We start from the raw sequence: 22661 nt of genomic DNA on the forward strand, positions 1-22661 counted from the left end.
AACCAATGGCTAATGAACAGGTGAACTAGTTTGGAGTTACGCGTCAATAACCGATTTAAACCATTAACCATCATCCATTTCCCATATAACATGATAAACATGAAACCAAAGAAAAACAGTTTAAGCGATCTTGGCGGAATTATGTATTCTACCAATCCTGAATTCGAATACGAAGAAGAAGTTGATGATACGGTTACCTCGCCAAACAACCAGCAGGATTTGCGGGTAATGCTGGATAAAAAGAACCGTGGTGGTAAAGCGGTAACGTTAATTACTGGTTTTCGAGGCCGTTCGGAAGATTTAGAGGTGTTGGGCAAAATGTTGAAGACCAAATGTGGTGTAGGCGGATCGGTTAAAGATGGCGAAATCATGATTCAGGGTGATGTTCGCGATAAAGTGATGGGTATTTTGCAAAAAGATGGTTATAAAGTGAAAAAGGCCGGGGGATAACAGAAAAAGCTGTCATCCTGAGTGCAACGAAGGATCTTTATTTGATATGCTTGTGCAGGAGTCTTCGACTACGCCCAGAGGGCGATGCCTATAATCTTTGCGTCATTCCCAACTCAATTGGGAATCGTAATGTCTTATTAAAGTCTTTATCTTGCATTAAGATTCCCGCCTGCGCGGGAATGACGACCGTTCTTTTGAATCTTTTTGTATCGATATTATGGTGTACAATTCTATGATTAAATGTGGCGCTCAAATTTAAATACTGGTTCAACAAACTCTTTTACTAGTTTATCCAGACTATATCCTGTTTTAATATTTCTTAAGCAGATTTTTTGCAAGATGTTTATGAAAAATTAAACGCATGAAAAAAATAATATGTTTCCTCCTGTTTTTTGCCCCACTAGTATTATTCGGCCAAGTAAAAAAGAATGTTTTCTTAAGTAATGCGAATGGGAATTCAATGTTATATGGCATTACTGTTCCCTATTCTAGTTGTAATGTATTACTTCGTGTAGATGATAGGACCAAGTGGATTTCGTTCAGCAATCCTGATCTTGGAGACTCATTGAAGAATAACGTTTTTCTTGGCCAGTCAGAGAAGATACATCTGGAGACCAGAATACATAAAGATAGCTTAAAATACTACAGATATTCTGTCATAGAGAACGATAGTGTTTTTCTTGTGGATGATGCCATTCCGAGGAAGATAGACTTTAGATGGCCCAAAGAGAGTGATTTTCCAAATTATTTTACAATGAGTTTGGGTGATTATAATGTTGTTGGTAAGAAGATTATTGTTAAAATATATAAACTGCCTCAGAAGTTTAAAGTAAATACAATTGTAATTTATAATCATCCTCTTTTACCTCCGAAAGTATTGATTAAGAATCTGTTTTCAGAATCAATCAATACAAAAGGATTATCTGTTAGTGAAATGACCAGACTAGTGATAAAAAAGGGGCAGAAATCCTTTTTTCTAAAACGGCATCCTTTAAATAATGGCGAAACTATTATTGTAAGTGATAGTATAAAACTAATGTCGATTGGTATAGAAAATACAGGTGTTAATTTTATTTACAAAGCAAAAATAACCCGACATGGTGGTGATTACCCTGAAGAAACTGTTCTAACAACCAGTGATTGGGATAATTCGTACATCTCAGTTGATGCTGAATATTTTAAGAAACCGGGAACATATCAGGTTTCAATTGCACCAGAAATATACCGATCGCTTGATTTGCCTCGTAGTGTAAGCTGGACATTACCCCAAACATCTTTTGAGTTTACAGTAATTGAAAAGAAAGAAAATTTTTTTACATCTAAAGATTTTTTAAAAGGGATTATAATTGGGGGCTTTTTCGGTCTTGTAGGAGTTTTAATTCTCAATAACCGTAAAAAAAGAGCTGCCGAAATAATTGCTCAGAAATTGCAGGAAAAAGAAATTGCCAAACTCCAGTTAGATTCTGTTCGTTCGCAGTTAAACCCACACTTTTTGTTTAATGCACTTGCTGGCATCCAAAACCTGATGAACAAAAATGAAATCGACAATGCCAACCGTTACCTTAGCAAATTTGCACGATTAACGCGTAATGTTTTAGACCATAAGGAACTCATCAGCTTAACAGCAGAAAAAATGTTATTAGATGATTATCTGCAGATGGAGCAGTTACGTTTTGGCTTTCAGTATATTATTACTGCTTCGTCTGATCTGGAAGTGGAGAATATCGAAATTCCGGCGATGCTTTTACAGCCTTTTGTAGAAAATGCGGTGAAACATGGCATTGCCGGAAAAGGGAATAACGGAAAGATTGAAATCAGTTTTATAAAACAAGAAACGGATTTGATACTAAGTGTAAAAGATAACGGCAATGGTTTCGATGTAGAAAAAGATTATGCCGGATTGGGTTTGGCTTTGACCAAAAACAGAATATCTTTACTGAATTCGATTTACAAAGAAACCACCTTTTTGTTGGAGATGAAAGCAGATGCAAATGGAACTTTAATCCGGATCACAATTAATCAATGGTTATAAAATGCGGACAATTTTAGTAGATGATGAAGTCGCCAATTTAGAAAATCTAAAGATATTACTGGATAAACACTGTCCCGATATCAAAGTGGTAGCCAGTGCATCCAATATTGACGATGCTTTTGCACAGGTTAACCTGCATCATCCTGATCTGCTTTTCCTGGATATCCAGATGGGTAAAACAACAGGTTTTGATCTGTTGAACCTGCTCAATGAGAAAACTTTTGAGGTTGTTTTTGTAACCGCTTACGATCATTATGGCATCCAGGCAGTAAAATTTGCGGCCCTTGATTATCTGCTCAAACCAGTTGATCCTGAAGAGCTGAAAGCTGCGGTAGAAAAGGCTGAAATCAGGTTCAGGAATAAAATAAATGGTGAGCAGCTTAATTTTTTGTTGAGCCAGATTAAAAAAAGTGAATCGAGCAGCCCGAAAATTGCCTTGCCTCAACAGCACGAAATCCGGTATGTTCCTGTTGATGATATTATCCGTTGCGTGGCCGATAATACCTATACTTTTTTCTTTTTAAGCAATGGTGATAAAATCCTGATTTCGAAACCACTGAAAGAGTACTCAGATCTGCTAAAACCGCATGGCTTTGTACGGGCACACCAAAGTCACCTGGTGAATCCGAAATTTGTAAAAAGCTGGCTGAAAGAAGATGGCGGGACGCTTTTGATGAATAATGGTGATAAAATCCCGGTATCTAAGCCAAACAGGGAAATGGTTAAAGAGGTATTGGGGAAATGATTTTTCAGACCTCGCAGGTTTCACAAAACGGCGAGGTCTCATAAGCAAAGTTCGCGTTAGGGATTGTAAGGGTTCAGTACCGATCCTTCATCGGTACCGGAGCGAAGCGCAGCCCTGAAAGAGCCCGACCCTTGCGTAGCTTGGGGAACGCCCAAATCAGTTGGCAGTTTGCAATTAACACCTATGTATTTATATAACTTATCGTTTTTTAATAAGGCCATTAAAAACCTGCAAGGTTTAAACCTTACATTTTTGTACTTTTGCGGCTATGTCAGTTATTAAACCCTCATTAGCAAAAGGTACCCGCGATTTTACCCCGGTTGAAATGGTTAAACGCAACTTTATTTACGATACCATTAAAACGGTTTTCAGAAAATATGGTTATGCCGAAATCCAGACGCCAAGTTTTGAGAATCTTTCAACCTTAACCGGAAAATACGGCGATGAAGGCGATAAGCTGATTTTTAAAATTTTAAACAGCGGGGATTATCTTAAAGATCCAAAAAAGAAATCGTTCAATTTTGCTGAAGAAGATAATAGTAACAAGCTGATTCCTTTAATTTCCGAAAAAGCGCTTCGTTACGATTTGACTGTGCCTTTCGCCCGTTATGTGGTGATGCACCAGCACGAAATTACCTTGCCTTTTAAACGTTTTCAGGTACAGCCGGTATGGCGTGCCGATCGTCCGCAAAAAGGCAGGTACCGTGAATTTTACCAGTGTGATGTGGATGTGGTGGGTTCTGAAAGTCTATTGAACGAAGCCGAGTTTATTTTGATCTATAACGAAGCTTTGAGCAAACTAGGCTTAAAGGATTTCACCATCAAAATTAATAACCGTAAAATTTTATCCGGTATTGCCGAAATTATCGGTAAGCCTGATTTGATTATCGATATGACGGTAGCCATTGATAAACTAGATAAAATCGGTTTAGATGGGGTAAGTAAAGAATTGTTGGAACGCGGTTTTACCGAACAGGATTTGGAAAAACTCCGTCCGGTAATTTTATTGGAAGGTTTTAACGAGGAAAAACTGGCCAGCCTGAAAGAAGTTTTAGGGCAATCTGAAACGGGTTTAAAAGGTATTGCAGAAATAGAACAGGTTTTTGATTATGTAGAAAGCCTGAATGCTTATGGTTTACCTTTAACAGGTAAATTAGAGTTAGACATTACTTTAGCACGTGGATTAAATTATTATACCGGCTGTATTTTCGAGGTTAAAACCAATGAAGTGGTCATGGGCAGCATTGGCGGTGGTGGCCGTTACGATGACTTAACGGGTATGTTTGGCTTAAAAGGCTTAACCGGTGTGGGCGTTTCTTTTGGTGCCGACCGTATTTATGATGTATTGGAAGAACTTAACCTTTTCCCTGCCTCAGCAGAAGTAGGAACAAAAGTTTTGATCAGTAATTTCGATGCAGAAGCCGAAAAATATGCCTTGCCGATTGTTCAGCAGCTTAGAAATGCTGGGATTTCGGCAGAATTATATCCAACTTCGGCGAAACTGAAAAAACAAATGGCTTATGCCGATGCCAAAAACATACCTTATGTTATTTTAGTTGGTGGAGATGAAATTTCCAGCGGAGAGCTGACCTTAAAAGATATGAAAAGCGGTGAGCAGAAAAAGCTAACTGTTTTAGGGATACTGGAGTTGTTGAAATAGAAGTTTAATTAACCACAGAGATCTCTGAGTTTTCACAGAGTAAACAGAGCAACTTTAGTCGCTTAAAAATTTACTCAGTGTGCTCTGTGCCTTTTCTCTGTTGACTCTGTGGTTAAATTTATCGCCCAACCCGCAATAAAATCGGGAAATGGACATCCTTTTCTGCATCATCCCCCCAGGCTTCTTTTAGTTCGGTAAAGAGGTACTCCAGGGGATTGCGATCGTTGGCTTTTTTGTAGTGCTGCAAGGAAGACCAGGTATTTAAATAGCCAATTAGCTGGTTAAAATTCCAGGTGGTTTTGATCTGGAAATGTGGTGCAATCATTTCTTCAAAAGGAAAGGGTATGGTTTTGTAGCCTTCTTCAATATAACGGCGTTCACTGTCCCAGTATTTGCCTAATATATCTTCGTAAAGCTTATGGATAACTTTGTTTACTTTTTTATCGACAGACATAATCCCATAACCAATTACTGCAAAAAGTCCGTCTGGTTTTAGTGTTCTTCTTACTTCGGCATAAAATGCTTCGAAATTAAACCAGTGGATGGCCTGTGCTACCGTAATCAGATCAAAACTGGCATTACCAACCGATATTTGTTCTGCTGGCTCCACTTTATAAGTGATATTGGGCAATTGTAAAGCGTTTTTCAATTGATTTTCACTAATGTCTGTTGCATAAACCGACCCGAAATGCTGCGCCAGTACCCGGGCAACCTGACCATTACCTGTGGCACAATCCCATGCCGTTTCCTTGTTTTTTACCAGGGCAAACAGATAATCGTATAGTTCCTGCGGATATGTTGGCCGGTATATGGCGTAATCGGCAGATTGGGTAGAAAAGTTATCTTTCATTGTTTTAATGATTGAATGTTGGAAGGAGTGAATGGGTAAGGTTGAATATAACTCCGCGCTTTCTTTATAAAATTATTATATTTTTGATAAACAACTGGTATTAATTTAAGTTTCACATCCGGCATTCAATCACTCATTTAAAATTCTCTCAATCAATAATTCTACACTATGGAAAAAACAATACAAAAAGAAGAAATTAAGGATGTAGAATACCGGTTGAAATCTATTTTGGGTGGTTCCGTAGGCAATCTGGTTGAATGGTACGATTGGTATACTTATTCTGCTTTCGCACTTTATTTTTCGCCTGCCTTTTTTCCGGACAGCAATCCAACTGCACAGTTGTTAAACACAGCCGGAATTTTTGCGGTAGGGTTTTTAATGCGCCCCATTGGTGGCTGGTTGTTTGGCAGCATTGCTGATAAATTAGGAAGGAAACGCTCGATGACGCTTTCTATCTTAATAATGGCCATTGGCTCCCTGATTATCGGTTTAACTCCAGGCTATAAAAGGATTGGCATTGCCGCCCCGTTATTGCTCGTTTTTGCCAGATTGATTCAGGGTTTGAGTACTGGTGGTGAATATGGAACCTCAGCTACCTACCTCAGCGAAATGGCCACCAAAAAACACCGTGGATTTTATTCGAGTTTTCAATATGTAACCTTAATTGGTGGACAATTATTGGCGCTGGGCATCCAGTTGATTTTGCAGAACTGGTTGCTTACTCCGGTCCAATTACACAATTGGGGCTGGCGGATTCCCTTTTTTATTGGTGCTGTCCTCTCTTTTATTGCTTTGTATCTGCGCAGACATATAGATGAAACGGCTGCCTTTCAAGGTAAAAATGCAAAAGACAAAAAAGGAGGCATTGCTGTATTGCTGAAGTATCCGAAAGAGGTTTTTACGGTAGTGGGCTTAACATTGGGTGGAACCATCGCCTTTTATACGTTTAGTACTTATATGCAAAAGTTTCTGGTGAATACCGTTCACCTGAGTAAAGAAACTTCCACCACATTATCATTTGTTTCGTTGCTGGTTTTTGCCGTTATGCAGCCGTTGTTCGGTCTGTTATCTGATAAAATCGGGAGAAAGCCCCTGTTAATCGGTTTCGGGGTAATGGGTACTTTATGTACCTATCCCATTTTAACAGGCCTCGCTGGCGAGGCCAATACTACAATCATATTTTTATTGATGATCGGTGCCTTGATTATAGTGAGTGGCTACACAAGTATTAATGCGGTGGTTAAAGCTGAACTTTTTCCTGCCGAAATCAGGGCTTTAGGTGTGGGTTTACCTTATGCTTTAACCGTTGCCATTTTCGGCGGAACGGCAGAATATTTTGCACTTTGGTTTAAGAATATCGGTCATGAAAATTACTTTTACTGGTACGTAACCGGATGTATTTTGATTTCGCTGATTTTGTATACTACGATGAAGGATACCAAGCACCACTCTAAGATAGAGGATTAGATCTTTGTGCCATCTGTTGTTATTTCGACTGAAGTGTAGCGGTGCATATTTCCCGAATCGGTTAATAATTTTAAAACTGCTATTTTTTTGGAAAGCAGTTTCAGTGGCTTTTGGTTAAGCGCAGTCCCGCTCCCGCTTCTGCCGATGAAATATCGGCATCTCGCTTTGATCGGGGTTAGGTTGTACATGCAGCTGTAGTTAGGGAAATTAAACCCAACAGTAGCGAAAATCCAGATAGCCAAATAATCCTCGTTTTTACGAGGATTACCGAGATCTGCATTACAAACTCGGGCGATAAAAGAGTTTTACCTCCATGTTAATCTGTGCATCCGTAGCAAACTTATCCCACACCTATTTGGTTAGTAAATTATCTACAAACAAAATATTCAATTTTATATATTTACCCTTATGCAAAACCTGCCCCCTTTAGCCGAACGTATGCGCCCTCAAAACCTCGATGAATATGTAGGGCAAAAACATTTAGTTGGCGTGGGAGCGGTGTTGCGTAAGGCCATTGAAAGCAGTCAGCTGCCATCAATGATTTTTTGGGGGCCTCCGGGCGTTGGAAAAACCACTTTGGCCTATATTATTTCACAGGCTTTAGACCGGCCTTTTTTTAATTTGAGTGCCATTAACAGCGGGGTAAAAGATATCCGGGAGGTAATTGACCGTGCCGCACAGTTAAAAGATAGCTTTCTGGGTTTGCCCATTTTGTTTATAGATGAGATTCATCGTTTTAGTAAATCGCAGCAGGATAGTTTGTTAGGGGCAGTAGAAAGGGGTTTGGTTACTTTGATCGGTGCCACCACAGAGAATCCATCTTTCGAAGTTATTTCCGCTTTGCTTTCGCGTTGTCAGGTTTATATTTTAAAATCCCTTACCGAAGAAGAACTGGTCGGTTTGTTGCAAACAGCCATCAAAAAGGATGCAGTTCTTGCAGCGAAAAAAATCACTATAAAAGAGCATGAAGCCTTAATTCGTTTATCTGGTGGCGATGCGAGGAAATTATTAAACGTACTCGAAATCGCCATAAATGGTATTGGTGGCAATAAAATTGTACTCACCAATGAAAATGTGCTGGCGCATGCACAACAAAACCTGGCTTTATATGATAAAGCCGGGGAACAACATTACGATATCATTTCAGCATTCATCAAATCAATTCGTGGCAGCGACCCAAATGCTGCGGTTTATTGGTTAGCCAGGATGATTGAAGGCGGAGAAGACCCGTTGTTCATCGCCCGCAGGCTCTTGATTTTATCTTCAGAAGATATCGGTAACGCCAATCCGAATGCGCTGTTATTGGCCAATAACTGTTTTACTGCCGTAAATGTAATTGGTTATCCGGAAGCGCGGATTATTTTATCGCAGTGTGTGACTTATCTGGCCAGTTCGCCAAAAAGCAACGCGGCTTACGAGGCCATAAATAAAGCGCAGGCACTCGTTAAACAGACGGGCAATCTGCCAGTGCCTTTACATATCCGTAATGCACCCACCAAACTGATGAAAAACATCGGCTATGGAAAAGATTACCAATATTCACACGGTTATGAAGGCAATTTTTCGCCCCAGGAATACTTTCCTGAAGAATTAAGCGGTACAAAACTCTACGATCCGGGTAAAAACCCTGCAGAAGAGAAATTGCGTGAAAAATTAAGGCAAAACTGGAAAGACAAATACAAATATTAGTGTAACATTTTCTTATAAATGCATACTAATAGGTATATTAAATAAAAAATCAAACACCTAAACTAAATATGCTGAGTACTTTTTTAAGTCACCAAAGAAAATCTTTCTGGCGTTCGCGGAACCGGGGCAGTAGTATTGCTGGCCAGATTGTTTTAGGTTTCTTTATGCTTTACTTCTTTGCCATTGCTGTTGGCGTAGGTTTTGGAATGTCACATTTTCTGCCACAAATTTTCCCAAATAAAGATGTGATTTCCAGTTTCAATGGTATCATCCTTTATTATTTTGCATTCGATTTTATCATGCGTTTACAGTTTCAGGAACTGCCCACACTGAGTATTATTCCTTATCTGCATTTGAGGATTTCGCGAAGCAAAATCATCAGTTTTTTAAATGTTAAAGCACTATTTTCTGCCTTTAACCTTTGGCCGTTTTTTATTTTTCTACCTTTTTGCCTTACTAAAATTGCTCCGAACTTAGGTGCTGTTACCACCATCATGTATATCGTTTCGATACTTTCAATAATGGTGTTTAACAATTACCTGGTGTTGTATATTAAGCGGAAATCCATCACCAATACCCTTTATACCTTTTTCGGACTGGTTGTCATTGCTGCTTTTGCTGCTTTAGAGTATTATAAGGTTATTTCTATTATGGCAGCTTCTGATTTCGTATTCAGGGGCATTGCCGCACATCCTGCATATGGCTTTGCGTTTACACTCGCAGCTATTGCAATATTTTATTTCAACGCTGGTTTCCTGCGTAAAAACTTATATGTGGAAGAACTGAGCACCAAACAGGAGAGAAAAGGCAGTACTGATTATGCTTTCCTTAACCGCTTTGGTAAAGTTGGGGAGTTGGCTGCTTTAGAATTAAAATTAATTCTCCGCCATAAACGCCCACGTTCAGCAGTAATTATGGGTTTCTTTTTCCTTTTTTACGGGTTTATTTTTTATAAGGAAAAAGCGATCAATAGTGATGCCTTTGGACAGATGATGTTTGGTGCCATATTTATGACGGGTATCTCGATCATTATTTATGGGCAGTTCATGTTTGCCTGGCAAAGTGCCCATTTTGATGGCATATTGGCCAACAAAATCAATTTTAAAGATTATATCAAAGCTAAATTTTTGCTTTTTACTATTGGTTGTACCATTATTACCGTATTGGCTAGTTTTTATGGGTTTTTAAGCCCAAAATTATTGCTTCTGCACCTGGCTGCTTATTTCTATAACATCGGGTTTGGGACAGTAGTGGTGCTTTATCTGGCTACTTTAAATTATAAAAGATTAGATATTACTAAAGCCGCAAGCTTTAACTACCAGGGAACCGGTGCTACCCAATGGCTTTTGATGTTCCCTTATGCGCTTACGCCCATTATTATGTATGTGCCGTTTGGCATTTTAAATAAACCTTACTGGGGCTTGGCTGTAGTGGGCGTATTCGGTTTATCCATGCTGTTGTTAAGAGGCTTCTGGGTAAACTACATTGCAAAACGACTTGAAAAACAACGATATAAAATAGCCGAAGGCTTTAGAGAATAATTATGATTTTAGAAGTTAAGAAATTACAAAAAGTTTATGGCGATAAAACCGTTGTAAACATCGAAGATCTACAGATTGCTGCCGGTGAAACCGTAGGTTTAGTGGGGAATAACGGTGCAGGTAAAACTACTTTCTTTAGGATGCTTTTAGATCTGATCCGCCCAACCACGGGCGAGGTTTTATCGAAAGGTGAAAATGTAATGCAAAATGATAACTGGAAAAATTATACTGCATCCTTTTTAGACGAAGGTTTCCTGATCGATTATTTAACACCTGAAGAGTATTTTGTGTTTATTGGCAGTTTACATCAGTTAAGCGTTGCCGATGTTTCTGCATACCTTAACCAATACGGAGAGTTTTTTAATGGCGAAATCCTGAACAGTGGAAAATATATCCGCGATTTTAGTAAGGGAAACCAGGTTAAAGTAGGTATTGCTGCCGCTTTAATGCAAAAGCCCGAAATATTAATTTTGGATGAACCGTTTGCCAATCTCGATCCAACCACGCAGATCCGTTTAAAAAACTTGTTAAAGGCACAGGCCGGCAATATGACAACTTTTATCTCCAGTCATGATTTAAACCATGTTACCGATGTTTGTAACCGCATTGTGTTGGTAGAAAAAGGGCAGGTCATCAAAGATTTTAAAACAGATGAAAATACTTTAAAAGAGTTGGAGAGTTATTTTTCAGCTTAGTTTTTGTACTAAGAATGATACAATATATGTGGAGGGTCCTGATTTATCGGGACTCTTTTTTTGTAAAAACATTTGTGAATACAATGGATAACGATAAAATTGGATCGAAAACAGAGCACTATCAGTTTTTGGCATTGTGTTTGAATATATTGGTGGAAATTATAAATCTAGCATATCATGAGTATTTCAAAAGTAAGAATAGCCACATTAAGTATAGGATTAGCCGTAGGATCAATGGCATTCCAAAGTTGTGATAGTTTAACTAAAACACAAAAAGGTGCTGGTATCGGTGCAGCAGCAGGTGGTGTAATTGGTGCATTGATCGGGAAAAAAGCAGGTAATACAGCTGTAGGGGCCTTAATTGGTGGTGCTATAGGTGGTACAGCCGGAGCTTTTATCGGTCGTAGAATGGACAGACAGGCTGCTGAAATTCAAAAAGCTATTCCTAATGCTGAAGTGATCCGCGAAGGCGAAGGTATTATTGTAAAATTTGATAGTGGTATTTTATTCGATTTCGACAAAACTGCTTTAAAAGATGCAGCTAAGACTAACATTCAGAGTTTAGCCTCATCATTAAATCAATATCCTGATACAGATATCAAAATTATCGGCCATACGGATAACAAAGGTACTGAACAATATAACATGGGGCTTTCAGAAAGAAGAGCAGCTGCTGTTAAAGCTTATGCCGTTTCTCAAGGTGTGCCATCATCAAGATTAGTGACCATTGGTAAGGGTTTTGCTGAGCCGATTGCTGATAATACTACTGATGCAGGCCGCGCAGCTAACCGTCGTGTAGAAATCGTGATTGTTGCCAACGATGCTTTAAAAGCCACAGCACAAAAACAAGGATAATATCGAAAATTCCCTCTACCTATGAGGTCATTATATATGCAACCCTGGTGTACATCCACCGGGGTTTTTTTATGGTGTGATATTACTTTCTGACGCTGCTAGTTTTTATATTATTTAGTTTTTTTGAAAATCAAGTTCCTGCGTTCGGTGCCCGCTACTGTCGGATTTAATTGACTTGGGTTAGTACAACAGACAAAGTCAAACTTACTAAGTTTCGCTTAGGCCAAGCCGGGGCCAACTTCGTAAGTTTTTCCAGCGCATATGCAGCCCAGGTAGCCGTACTGGCCACCGAAATTAAACGGGGTCCAATAACTATCAAATGATTTGTGCCGGCAATCTGATGTTACCATCTGACTGATTAGATCTGTGTCAGATAGAAATATCTGACACCACGGATAGGACAATTAAAATTTACGAATAAATATCCTCAAAATAACTCACTACCAGCGATTTCATCAGCATTTCCTGCTCCAGCATGGTATAAGGTGGAATCGCTTTGATTAATTTCCAGTGCGGCCAGCCATCCTGGTCTAACCCTTCCAGTTCATAGAATCCCATTTCACTCAATAAACGGCAGGTAGCAATGTGCATCAGCTCTTCTTTCTGGCGTTTACTGTACTTCTTGGGCCCTTTGCCCAGTTCCTGAACGCCGATGAGAAAAAGCATGACCTTTAAATCAGGAAAGTCTGATTCAAATTCAGTTGAAATTCTTTCCTGTAAAACTTTCCACTTGGCATTAATCTCCGACGGTTTCATGCCTGCAAAGATAGTGTAAAAACGTGTAAGCCTTAAGTAAAACGTTTAGGCTTTTTAACACTTATGCTTGAATGGTAATGGTATTTTTGGTTACATTTATAACCTATGGATACCAATAGTAACAAAATAATTAAGGCAGGTTTATTAGCTTACGGCATGTCGGGGAAAGTTTTTCATGCTCCTTTTTTTCAGGCACACAGCGGATTCGATTTAAAGGCTGTAGTAGAACGCAATCATAAAAACGCAGTAAATGATTATCCAGCTATTATAAGCTACAACAGTGTTGATGAGCTATTGAATGATGAGGAAATAGAGCTTGTCGTAATTAACACGCCAAACAATCTCCATTATGAACATGCAAAAGCAGCTTTAGATAAACGCAAACACATTTTGGTAGAAAAGCCTTTTACGGCAACAACCGCAAAGGCAAAAGAACTTTTTGAATTGGCGGATAGCGTAGGTAAACAAATCTTTTTTTACCAGAACCGCCGTTGGGACAGCGATTTTGTGGCTGTACAAAAGGTGATAGAAAGCGGTAAACTAGGTAAACTGGTTGAAGTTCATCTGCGTTACGATCGCTACCGCAATGTTATTGGTCCAAAAGTATTTAAAGAAACCCCTGTTGAGGCCAGCGGACTCCTATATGATTTAGGACCACATCTTTTGGATCAGGTCATCAGCCTGTTTGGCAAGCCGTTAAATTATCATAAAATTTTAGGTAAAAACAGGGAAGGTACTTTAGTGGATGATTATTTTTCAATCCAACTCACTTACCCTGACAGTCTTCATGTTTTTGTTACTTCGAGTATGCTGGTGGTAAACCCGCAGCCGGGATTTGTTTTGCACGGTGTAAAAGGTAGCTTTATTAAGCAAAGAACCGATATTCAGGAAGAACAGTTGTTAGGTGGCATGAAACTAACCGATTCTGGCTATGGCATTGAGCCTGCAAATAAAGAGGGTGTATTAACAACTATTGATGCTAATGGAAAAAAATCCGAAGAGCGCATTCCTTCTGAAGTAGGAAGTTATCTGCCACTTTTTGAAGCCGTTTATCAGGCGATAGCAAATAATCAACCTTATCCGGTAACAAGAGCGGATGTTTTAACGCAAATTGAAATTATAGAAAGCCCGGCAACAACATAATCCTGAGCATGAATTCTCTTCCTTTTATATACCTGATTCCAATTTTTCTGATCGCCCTTTATTTAATTCTGAAGAAAAAGAAAGTGGCATTAACGCCTTTAACCGATGTAGACAAAAAAATACTAGACGATTATGTAAGTTATTACCATAATCTCGATTCGACGGATAAACTTAGGTTTGAAGAAAAGGTAGCTACATTTTTCAGTACCGTTAAAATCGAACCGGTAGGTTTAGAAATGACGACACTAGATGAATTGCTGATTGCCTCAAGTGCGGTGATCCCTATTTTTGGTTTTGACGATTGGCAATACAAAAACCTCACCAGCGTTTTATTGTACCCCGATACCTTTAACAAGGATTTTCAATTTGATGGTGGTGAAAGAAATATCATGGGCATGGTGGGCACAGGATACATGAACGGACAAATGATTTTATCGCGTTCGGCATTGCGCCATGGTTTTTCTAAAAGTGCAGGCAAAGAAAATACGGCTATACATGAGTTTGTACACCTTCTGGATAAATCGGATGGTGCCACAGATGGCATTCCGGAGAATTTGCTGGCGCATGAATACACTTTACCATGGATTAAAATGATGCATGAGGAAATGGAAAGAATTGAGGATAATAAGTCGGATATTAACCCTTATGCCATCACCAATCAGGCCGAGTTTTTTGCCGTGGCTTCTGAATATTTCTTTGAAAAACCCGAGCTGTTAAAAGATAAACACCCCGAATTATATTTTCAGTTAAGCCGCATTTTTGCCCAGCAGCCTGCCGGATAGTTTGATCAATAAAGAAAAATGAAAATAATATTCACATTGCTCTGCAGCTTGGCCGCACTTGGTGTATGGGCACAAAAAACATATTCACTTAAGCAGAATTATCCGACAGGCAATAAGTATGATTTCTCGTTTATTTCCGATCAGATCATCAATCAGAAAATTGCCGGTAGAAGCATTAACTCCACGCAAACCATAGGAACAGATTATATTTTTGATATCACCGAGGGGCACAATGGCGATAAAGATATCAAGGTAACCTACAATAGGTTGTTTATGAAATCGAATGCGCTGGGAAATGCGATGACATTAAGCTCCGATGATCAGGATAGCACCAAAAAGAATCCTTTTAGCGGCTTAAAGGGCGCATCTTTTTATATGACGATAAGCCCGAACGGTGTGGTTAAAACCGTTGCCGGTATAGATAAGATGTTGGATAATATGGCGGTAAGGATGACAAAAGATACCAGTCAGGTTAAACACATTAAAAATGCTTTGAGTAAACAATTTAGCAATGAAATAGTGAAGCAAACAATGGAATCTTCATTTAAAATTTACCCGGATAAGGCAGTTAAAATAGGCGATAGCTGGACCGTTGATACCAGAATGCAAATGAGTATGCCCATTGAAACCATTACACAATACACTTTGAAAGAAATAAAGGAAGGCATCGCTATATTGAGCGTAAAAGGGACATTGGTTTCAAAAGGAAATTTTGAAGCCATGGGCAACAAAATGGAAACAGATTTACAGGGAACCAATTCTGGAGAGGCTTCTGTTGATATCAGGACAGGCATTGTGCTGAACAGTCACCTACGTGTAGAGTTGTATGGAAAAATGAAATCAATGGGTCAAGACATCGATTTTGAAATGCAGGGCATTAATAAAATTGTGGGGAAAGAGATTAATTAATTTAGTGTAGTCGTCATTCTCACCTTGATTGGGAATCATAATGCTTTATATATGCACTTATCATAAAGCATTAAGATTAGCTTCGCTACGCACTGTGTGTGGTTCCCGCATGCGCGAGAATGACGATCACTCAAGTATTATATCAGAGGCTTCCCGTTAATGCCACCAAAAACTCCGTCGGGATTTCGATATGTGGAATGTGCCCGCAGGCATCGAATTCGATAATTTTAGCACCAATAATTTTGGCGGCAGTTTGTTTACCTAATAGCTTATACTGGCCATGTAATGCCTGCTGATCTGGCGTAAGTAAGCCTTTGCCCACAATGGTTTTGTCTTCCTTGCCGATAAATAAGACAGTGGGCACTTTTAGATTCTGAAATTCGTATAGCACAGGTTGCTCATAAATCATGGTATAAGTTAACGCAGCAACTTTGGCCCAGCGTGGATAATCTGAACTATTGGTAACGCCTCCGGCAATGTTTACTAAAAATTCATATTCAGGTTTCCAGTAGGTAAAGTAAGAACCCTGATAGTATTTCCTTACACTTTCTGCGGTAGTTTTTAGTTCTGTTTGGTATTGCTGGGCAGTGGTGATGTATGGAATAAAAGTTTTATAATCCTCTAATCCGATCGGATTTTCAAGTAAAAGCTTTTCTGTTTTTTCAGGATACATCAGAGCGAAACGTGTGGCCAGCATACCGCCCATACTGTGGCCTAAAACCACGGTTTTTTGAACGCCCAGTGTATCTAAAAGCCTTTTGTTCCAGGTAGCCATTTGGTGGAAACTATAATGGATAAATGCTTTTGATGATTTACCAAAGCCAATCTGATCAGGAACAATAACCCGGTAACCAATATTGGTGAGGGCTTTGATTACGTTGGTCCAATAGTAACCGCCAAAATTTTTTCCATGAAAAAGGATAGCTGTTTTGCCATTGGCATTAGAAGTGGGTGCAACATCCATATACGCCATTTTAATGTCCTGTCCTTCGGTATTGATCGGGAAATACTTAACCGGGTAAGGATATTTTACATTATCCAGTGTAATGGATAGCGTGTCTGTTTTTTGTGCTTTAAGCTGGCCAAAAAAGAATAAAGAAAAGGCAATTAAAAGGAGAAACTTCTTCACGGATTGTGTATTTGATATAAAAACTAAACTAACTGGCCCAAGTGTAACCTGAGCCAGTTAGTTAGCTTAAAAATCATGCCTTTTTTAACGTGATCAGCGATTAAATGCGTAATCGCTATGTGCTTATTTAATCTTTAAGCATCTGTTTCAAATATTTTACAGGCATCTGAACTTTTGTTTCATCTGAAAGGTTTCCGGAAATGTGATTTATCTTCACGTTTTCTACCGAAAGAGTTGTGCGATCTGACGTGTTGATTTTAAAATGATCGATTCCATATTTTCCAGGCGATTCTTCATCGCCGCTTATCTCGATTTTTGATTCTCCCTTAGCATTAATTGCTAACCCATTATAGTCGATTTCACCCGTTCTAAATTCACTTTCATTAATGCTGGATTCTATTGTGTTGATATTTTTGCTTCCCGGTACAATATCTTTGACATGATCGGCATTAATTTTCAGGACTTTTAATTTCGATGTAGATTCAAAACTTAAGTGGTTCATATCCTTTGCATCTAGCGTCAATGAATCGGCATTGATGTCAATATAGAGTGCACCGGCCTTTGCTACGCTGATTTGTGAAACATTGTTGCTGTAAATAAAAATTATTGGTGAATAGGGTAGTTTTTGATCACCGTTTTTCATTGTGATTTGCAACGTACCATTGTTATCTACTATGAACCCGAAATTATCTGCAATGTCGGTTGGAATTTTAATTCCATTTTTTTCATCTTTAATTATTTTAATGTTCAGGTAGGCACCATTAGCATTAGGAATATTTATGGCTGAGAACTTACTTGTTTCCAAACTTTTGGTATCTGGCGATTTTTGATCAAAACTTTCATAATTTTCAATATCGTCTTTTTGGGAGGTGTTAAGGTCCCGGTAATTTATTTTAACATTTACCGCCACAACAATTATTGGGATAATGATCAGCAGTGCTGCAAGTGTGATTAATAATTTATTACTCGTTTTCATTCTTTTAGGCGTTAAAGTTTTCTTTTACAAATGTTTTGTATTGGTCTTCCAGTTCGTCAAAACCAATGTTAAGCAGATAAATATTCCTGAATAATACAGGTAATTCATCTGCAATAAACTGTTGCTTGCGGTAGCTTTTTACATGCTCCGCTGCATCTTCATCTACAAAAAAGCCTATTCCTCTTTTATTTTTGATGATGTTTTTATTTTGAAGCAACTCGTAGGTGCGCATGACCGTATTGGGGTTTACTTCCATTTCTACAGCTAATTCCCTTACCGAGGGAACTTTCTCATCGGCCTTCCATTTTCCGAGCAAAATATGTTCGCAAACGTATTCTGCAATCTGAAGGTATATCGCCTTATTATCTCTAAATTCCATATCTATACCTTTTAATTAAACCTCTTTTTCTTTTAAGCGGATGTAAGTAATTGCCCAAATGATGACCGTGATGATGCTTGTTATCAATAAAATTGCCAACAAAATCTGATCCTTACTATCATTCCTGAAATTATAGTGGTTGCGAACTTTATTATCCATTAGCCACCCCGAAAATTTAACAATTACGTACGATGCCAAACCAACAAAAAGCATAACAGATAAGGCTGTTTTAATATAATGGAAACGATTAAAATAAATGGATCCGAGCAAGAAAATACTGGTAATGAGAAAAGGAAAAGCAAAAAAATAGCTCCAATATTTTCCGAATCCTCCGGCATCAGATACCTCTTGGGTTATAGATTCGACTTTTTTAATGCCTGGATGGTTAAAAGCATTAAGATGACCGTTCAGGTATTTTACAAAGGAAAGGTCGGTCAGATAAAAGATCAATAGATAACTGGATACACTTATTAATGCCGTGTAAACAACCCCGGCCAGAAATTTTTCAAATATTGATGCAGGTGTCATCAGTTCTAAAATAGTCCTCGATTTTTGTCCGAGGATATTAAAATAGCTGCTGGCCACTATACTGATAAAAACAAATCCTAAAATCAGGAAAATGGGGTAGCGAAATCGCATATCAAGGTTTCCGTCATAGTCAAAATTATTATCTTTAAGGGGTGAGGGTATATTGTAGCTGTAAAATCCTATTGCAATTCCCAATAATACCACAAGGCTGATCAGGTAAATTTTTCCAAATTCGAGCCATTGTCTTTTAAGCAATAAGCCAAATCGATTTATATTAAAAGTGTTGTTCATGGCTTAGCTGAATAAGGGTTTAAATTTGATTTTTTCTGCAAGGATGGCATTAAAAAGTAGCTCCATATCTAATTTGCTTTCTTCCTGATGATAATTGGGCATGACGGCATTGTAACCAGAAAGGGATGGCTCAGCATAAAAAATGCTGTCATCAACTTCCTTTACTTTTTTAAAGGTCAGTTTTTCAGTAATTTCTTCTACTGTGGCTTTAAGGGCGATGTCATGTTCATCAAGCATAATTACGGTGTCAATCAGGTTATCAAGGTCTCTAACCTGGTGGGTAGAGATGATGATGCAGCGTTCATCCGTCATGGCTGATGCCATAATTTTCCTGAACTGCGCCTTTGATGGAATATCCAGGCCATTGGTAGGCTCATCCATAATCACCAGTTTGGCCTGGGTAGCGAGTCCGAAGGCAATAATTACTTTTTTCTTCTGGCCGTAACTCATATGGATGAGTTTCTGTTCAACCGGAATATCAAATTCCTTGATCAAATCGTTGAAATAATCATGATCGAAATTTTTATAGAAAGGCGCATTGGCTTTTAGGTAGGTGCCAATTTTTACCGATGGCAAATAAAATTCTTCCGGGATAAAACAAATCTGCTCCAGAAGCGCTGGCTGCCTTTTTGCAGGATTATAACCCATTACATCAAGTGTGCCACTTTGGGCATAAACCAAACCCGCAAGATTTTTTAATAAAGTTGATTTCCCGGCACCATTTTTACCCAGCAAACCATAAATATGGCCGTTGCTTAACCGCATGCTCATATTTTTAAATAATGGCTTATGCTTGCTATAGCCAAAATTAAGATTGTTAATATTGATCATATCTACTGTATTAGTTAAATAATACACTAAAGTATCATCTTGTTTTGTCATCTCCAAATTTTTAGAGAAAAAAGTTTAGCGCCAGGCGAATAGCGTTAGGCATTTCCAGTCATAAGCCCAACGCCTAACGCTCCACACTCTTCGCTCTTCGCCCTCTGCTCTCCGCCATCGAAAGGTAAAATATCAGTTTAATTATTATAGCACTAAAACATCCTTAATGCTCAGATTGTATGTTTGTAGTAGATCAAATGTAGTATGGATACAAAATGGGCATATCTGCTAAGCCGATTAGCCATTGGTTTAAGTTTTTTCGGACATGGTTTGGTTCGTTTACCTAAACTTGCCGGTTTTAGCCATTGGATGGTCGGGCAATTCTCGAAATCGTATTTGCCTGATGCATTGGTTATTCCTTTTAGTTATGTTTTGCCATTTGCCGAATTTATAGCAGGCTTAATGATTATCCTGGGTTTATTGACCAGACAAGGTTTATTATTTGCCGGAGTGATTTCGTTGATGCTGATTTTTGGAACAACATTGATTGAGAATTGGGAGGCACTTCCTTCTCAACTTATCCATGTGGCATTTTTATCCGCACTACTCGTTTACTTACCACATAACAGCTATGCTGTTGATCAAATCATTAAAAAATAATTATGGAATACAGAAAAATTGGAAATTCAGATTTATCATTATCAGTAATCACGTTTGGTGCATGGGCCGCTGGCGGCTGGATGTGGGGAAGCACAGACAGAAACGATGCTATTAACGCCATTAAAGCCAGTTACGATCTAGGGGTTACTTCCATTGATACCGCACCCATTTATGGCCAGGGAGATAGTGAAGAAATCGTGGGGGATGCGATAAAAAGCATTTCACGTGATAAACTACAACTGGTAACCAAATTCGGAATGCGTTGGGATCTGGACAAAGGCGATTTTGGTTTTAAGAGTAAAAACAATGATGGAAAAGAGATTGATATTTATAAATATGCCGGAAAGGAAAGTGTGATTTACGAGTGCGAACAATCTTTAAAACGTTTGGGTACCGATTACATCGATCTTTACCAGATCCACTGGCCAGACTCCACTACACCGATCAGCGAAACTTTCGAAGCGGTGAGCAGGTTAATTGAGCAGGGTAAGGTGCGTTATGCAGGGGTATGTAATTACGATGCAGCGCAACTAAAAGAGGCCGGTCAGACTTTGGAAATTATTTCCAACCAGATTCCGTTTAGTATGGTAAACCGCGGCGTTGAAAAGGAAACTGTTCCATATTGTATTGAAAATAATAAAGCTGTTTTGGCTTATAGTCCAATGGAGCGCGGTTTATTAACCGGAAAAATGACTGCCGATTATCAGTTTGAAGAGGGTGACCACCGTCAGGGGAATAAATTTTTCTCTCCAGAAAGCATCGAAAAAACAAATGCGTTTTTGGCTAAAATAAAACCTTTGGCAGATGAGAAAAATGCCACCTTATCTCAGTTGGTGTTACGCTGGACAGTTGAACGCCCGGGCATTACCATTGCTTTGGTTGGCGCAAGGAATGAAAAGCAGGCTGTACAAAATGCAGGAGCCATGAACGTAAAATTAAACGCTGAAGAAATTCAGTTCATTAATACCGAATTGCAGCACGCTGGTTTTTAAACTTCAACCGCAAAGAAAAGAAGGAATACGCAAAGTACACAGCTGTTAAGGTCTTCAATTTCTTTGCGAAAAAACTTTGCGCCCTTTGCGGTTAAACAAAACAAGATATGTCTAAATTATTTTCTCCTTTTACTATAAAGGATGTAACCTTAAAAAATAGAATTGTAATTTCTCCGATGTGCCAGTATTCTGCTGTTGATGGCTTTGCCAACGATTGGCATTTAGTGCATTTAGGGAGCCGTGCCGTTGGCGGTGCAGGATTGATTATACAGGAAGCTTCAGCAGTAACAGCTGATGGAAGAATCACCTATGCCGATTTAGGGATCTGGAAAGATGAACATGTAGAAAAACTGAAACAAATGGTTTCCTTTATACATGATCATGGAGCTATTGCGGGCATCCAGTTGGCGCATGCGGGCAGAAAAGCGAGTTGTGAGGTACCCTGGAACGGTGGCGAGCAAATTGCTGCAGGTGAAAACAGCTGGAAACCGGTTGGCCCATCGCCAGTTCCTTTTAAACCTGGACAGGTAGAACCGCACGAACTAACGATTTCAGAAATTCAGGATATTGTTTTTGCTTTCAGGGCGGCCGCAAAACGGGCACTTGATGCGGGCTATAAAGTAGTAGAAATACACGCTGCGCATGGTTATTTACTGCATCAGTTTTTTAGCCCATTGAGCAATAAACGTACAGATGTTTACGGTGGAAGTTTCGAAAACCGGATCCGTTTAGTCATCGATGTAGTTGAAGCGGTGCAGTCGGTATGGCCAGATAACCTGCCGTTATTCGTCCGCATTTCGGCAACCGATTGGACAGAAGATGGCTGGAACGAAAATGACTCTTTGCAATTGGCTGCAGTACTAAAAGATAGGGGAGTGGATTTAATTGATACTTCATCTGGTGGAAATGTACCTGATGCCGTTATCCCTGCCGGACCAAATTATCAGGTTCCCTTTGCAGATAAAATCAGGAACGAGATCGGCATCTATACCGGTGCAGTAGGTGTAATTGTTGAAGCCCGCCAGGCTGAAGAAATTTTAGAACAGGAAAAAGCCGATTTGATTTTTATAGCCAGAGAATCATTACGTGATCCTTACTTCCCAACACATGCGGCACAGGTTCTAGGTGATGATGTGGAATGGCCAAACCAGTATGTAAGGGCCAAAAGGGAAACGTTTAAGAAGTAGTTGAGGTGGCAGCGACTCTCCCTCAGGTTACCGTCCTTTCGAGCGGAGTGAAACGCAGTCGAGAACCCGAAGGCTCTGCGAAGCAAAATCTGTCTAGATAGATCTCTCCATTTCGCTACGCTT

24 protein-coding genes are annotated in these 22661 nt (G+C 39.1%); 15 read left to right on the forward strand and 9 right to left on the reverse strand.

The window, feature by feature from the left end; translation table 11 throughout:
- The first annotated feature begins 99 nt into the window (after positions 1-99).
- From ABEG20_RS19420 to ABEG20_RS19430, 3 genes are all read left to right on the forward strand, one after another.
- A complete protein-coding gene (locus tag ABEG20_RS19420) occupies positions 100-450 on the forward strand; it encodes a translation initiation factor (protein ID WP_090504011.1) in 351 nt (116 codons plus the stop codon).
- A gap of 361 nt (positions 451-811) precedes the next feature.
- Positions 812-2482: a sensor histidine kinase gene (locus tag ABEG20_RS19425; RefSeq protein ID WP_406824886.1), complete on the forward strand. Its 1671-nt coding sequence runs from the start codon at positions 812-814 to the stop codon at positions 2480-2482.
- Position 2483: 1 nt separating this feature from the next.
- Positions 2484-3227: a LytR/AlgR family response regulator transcription factor gene (locus tag ABEG20_RS19430; RefSeq protein ID WP_406824887.1), complete on the forward strand. Its 744-nt coding sequence runs from the start codon at positions 2484-2486 to the stop codon at positions 3225-3227.
- A gap of 56 nt (positions 3228-3283) precedes the next feature.
- Here ABEG20_RS19430 and ABEG20_RS19435 read toward each other — a convergent pair whose 3' ends face one another.
- A complete protein-coding gene (locus ABEG20_RS19435; protein ID WP_406824888.1) occupies positions 3284-3448 on the reverse strand; it encodes a hypothetical protein in 165 nt (54 codons plus the stop codon).
- A 47-nt stretch (positions 3449-3495) separates the two neighbouring features.
- Between ABEG20_RS19435 and hisS the strand changes: the two genes are divergently transcribed.
- Positions 3496-4887 (forward strand): histidine--tRNA ligase, encoded by a 1392-nt coding sequence (gene hisS / locus ABEG20_RS19440; protein WP_406824889.1) that lies wholly within the window; start codon positions 3496-3498, stop codon positions 4885-4887.
- A 118-nt stretch (positions 4888-5005) separates the two neighbouring features.
- Here hisS and ABEG20_RS19445 read toward each other — a convergent pair whose 3' ends face one another.
- Positions 5006-5737, reverse strand: a complete 732-nt coding sequence (locus tag ABEG20_RS19445) for a class I SAM-dependent methyltransferase (protein WP_406824890.1) — start codon at positions 5735-5737, stop codon at positions 5006-5008.
- Positions 5738-5905: 168 nt separating this feature from the next.
- On the opposite strand from ABEG20_RS19445, the gene ABEG20_RS19450 reads away from it, so the two are divergent.
- Positions 5906-7204, forward strand: a complete 1299-nt coding sequence (locus ABEG20_RS19450) for an MFS transporter (protein ID WP_406824891.1) — start codon at positions 5906-5908, stop codon at positions 7202-7204.
- On the opposite strand, the gene ABEG20_RS19455 is transcribed toward ABEG20_RS19450, so the two are convergent.
- Positions 7201-7392, reverse strand: a complete 192-nt coding sequence (locus ABEG20_RS19455; RefSeq protein ID WP_406824892.1) for a hypothetical protein — start codon at positions 7390-7392, stop codon at positions 7201-7203. The two genes, ABEG20_RS19450 and ABEG20_RS19455, sit on opposite strands and share 4 nt — an antisense overlap.
- A gap of 220 nt (positions 7393-7612) precedes the next feature.
- On the opposite strand from ABEG20_RS19455, the gene ABEG20_RS19460 reads away from it, so the two are divergent.
- The 4 genes from ABEG20_RS19460 (at position 7613) to ABEG20_RS19475 (ending at position 11984) form a co-directional block, all read left to right on the forward strand.
- Positions 7613-8893: a replication-associated recombination protein A gene (locus ABEG20_RS19460; RefSeq protein ID WP_406824893.1), complete on the forward strand. Its 1281-nt coding sequence runs from the start codon at positions 7613-7615 to the stop codon at positions 8891-8893.
- Between the two features lie 68 nt (positions 8894-8961).
- Positions 8962-10434: a DUF5687 family protein gene (locus ABEG20_RS19465; protein ID WP_406824894.1), complete on the forward strand. Its 1473-nt coding sequence runs from the start codon at positions 8962-8964 to the stop codon at positions 10432-10434.
- 2 nt (positions 10435-10436) lie between these two features.
- The gene (locus ABEG20_RS19470) at positions 10437-11129 is read left to right on the forward strand and encodes an ABC transporter ATP-binding protein (protein WP_406824895.1); all 693 of its coding nucleotides are present in this window, start codon (positions 10437-10439) and stop codon (positions 11127-11129) included.
- Between the two features lie 177 nt (positions 11130-11306).
- Complete coding sequence (locus ABEG20_RS19475) at positions 11307-11984, forward strand: OmpA family protein (protein WP_090504031.1); 678 nt, start codon at positions 11307-11309, stop codon at positions 11982-11984.
- Positions 11985-12395: 411 nt separating this feature from the next.
- Here the strand turns inward: ABEG20_RS19475 and ABEG20_RS19480 are convergent, their stop codons facing one another.
- A complete protein-coding gene (locus ABEG20_RS19480; RefSeq protein ID WP_335318916.1) occupies positions 12396-12740 on the reverse strand; it encodes a hypothetical protein in 345 nt (114 codons plus the stop codon).
- Between the two features lie 105 nt (positions 12741-12845).
- On the opposite strand from ABEG20_RS19480, the gene ABEG20_RS19485 reads away from it, so the two are divergent.
- Genes ABEG20_RS19485 through ABEG20_RS19495 form a run of 3 tightly spaced genes read left to right on the forward strand, consistent with a single transcriptional unit; the run spans position 12846 to position 15574 of the window.
- Positions 12846-13883: a Gfo/Idh/MocA family oxidoreductase gene (locus ABEG20_RS19485; RefSeq protein ID WP_406824896.1), complete on the forward strand. Its 1038-nt coding sequence runs from the start codon at positions 12846-12848 to the stop codon at positions 13881-13883.
- A gap of 8 nt (positions 13884-13891) precedes the next feature.
- Positions 13892-14665 (forward strand): zinc-dependent peptidase, encoded by a 774-nt coding sequence (locus tag ABEG20_RS19490; RefSeq protein WP_406824897.1) that lies wholly within the window; start codon positions 13892-13894, stop codon positions 14663-14665.
- Positions 14666-14683: 18 nt separating this feature from the next.
- Entirely contained in the window at positions 14684-15574 is an 891-nt protein-coding gene (locus ABEG20_RS19495) for a DUF6263 family protein (RefSeq protein ID WP_406824898.1), read from the forward strand.
- Positions 15575-15716: 142 nt separating this feature from the next.
- On the opposite strand, the gene ABEG20_RS19500 is transcribed toward ABEG20_RS19495, so the two are convergent.
- The 5 genes from ABEG20_RS19500 to ABEG20_RS19520 form a co-directional block, all read right to left on the reverse strand.
- Positions 15717-16703, reverse strand: a complete 987-nt coding sequence (locus tag ABEG20_RS19500; RefSeq protein WP_406824899.1) for an alpha/beta fold hydrolase — start codon at positions 16701-16703, stop codon at positions 15717-15719.
- Between the two features lie 127 nt (positions 16704-16830).
- The gene (locus tag ABEG20_RS19505; RefSeq protein ID WP_406824900.1) at positions 16831-17679 is read right to left on the reverse strand and encodes a hypothetical protein; all 849 of its coding nucleotides are present in this window, start codon (positions 17677-17679) and stop codon (positions 16831-16833) included.
- Between the two features lie 4 nt (positions 17680-17683).
- Positions 17684-18058: a GntR family transcriptional regulator gene (locus tag ABEG20_RS19510; RefSeq protein ID WP_406824901.1), complete on the reverse strand. Its 375-nt coding sequence runs from the start codon at positions 18056-18058 to the stop codon at positions 17684-17686.
- Positions 18059-18073: 15 nt separating this feature from the next.
- On the reverse strand, positions 18074-18877 hold the full coding sequence (locus tag ABEG20_RS19515; RefSeq protein ID WP_406824902.1) for a hypothetical protein: 804 nt from the start codon (positions 18875-18877) through the stop codon (positions 18074-18076).
- Positions 18878-18880: 3 nt separating this feature from the next.
- Entirely contained in the window at positions 18881-19759 is an 879-nt protein-coding gene (locus ABEG20_RS19520; RefSeq protein ID WP_406824903.1) for an ATP-binding cassette domain-containing protein, read from the reverse strand.
- A gap of 204 nt (positions 19760-19963) precedes the next feature.
- Between ABEG20_RS19520 and ABEG20_RS19525 the strand changes: the two genes are divergently transcribed.
- The 3 genes from ABEG20_RS19525 to namA all read left to right on the forward strand — a co-directional run bounded on the left by ABEG20_RS19525 (position 19964) and on the right by namA (position 22538).
- On the forward strand, positions 19964-20359 hold the full coding sequence (locus ABEG20_RS19525; RefSeq protein WP_406824904.1) for a DoxX family protein: 396 nt from the start codon (positions 19964-19966) through the stop codon (positions 20357-20359).
- Positions 20360-20361: 2 nt separating this feature from the next.
- On the forward strand, positions 20362-21351 hold the full coding sequence (locus tag ABEG20_RS19530; protein WP_406824905.1) for an aldo/keto reductase: 990 nt from the start codon (positions 20362-20364) through the stop codon (positions 21349-21351).
- Between the two features lie 107 nt (positions 21352-21458).
- Positions 21459-22538, forward strand: a complete 1080-nt coding sequence (gene namA / locus ABEG20_RS19535; protein WP_406824906.1) for an NADPH dehydrogenase NamA — start codon at positions 21459-21461, stop codon at positions 22536-22538.
- Positions 22539-22661 lie beyond the last annotated feature (123 nt).

Source organism: Pedobacter sp. KACC 23697, assembly GCF_045348445.1.
Lineage (GTDB): Bacteria > Bacteroidota > Bacteroidia > Sphingobacteriales > Sphingobacteriaceae > Pedobacter.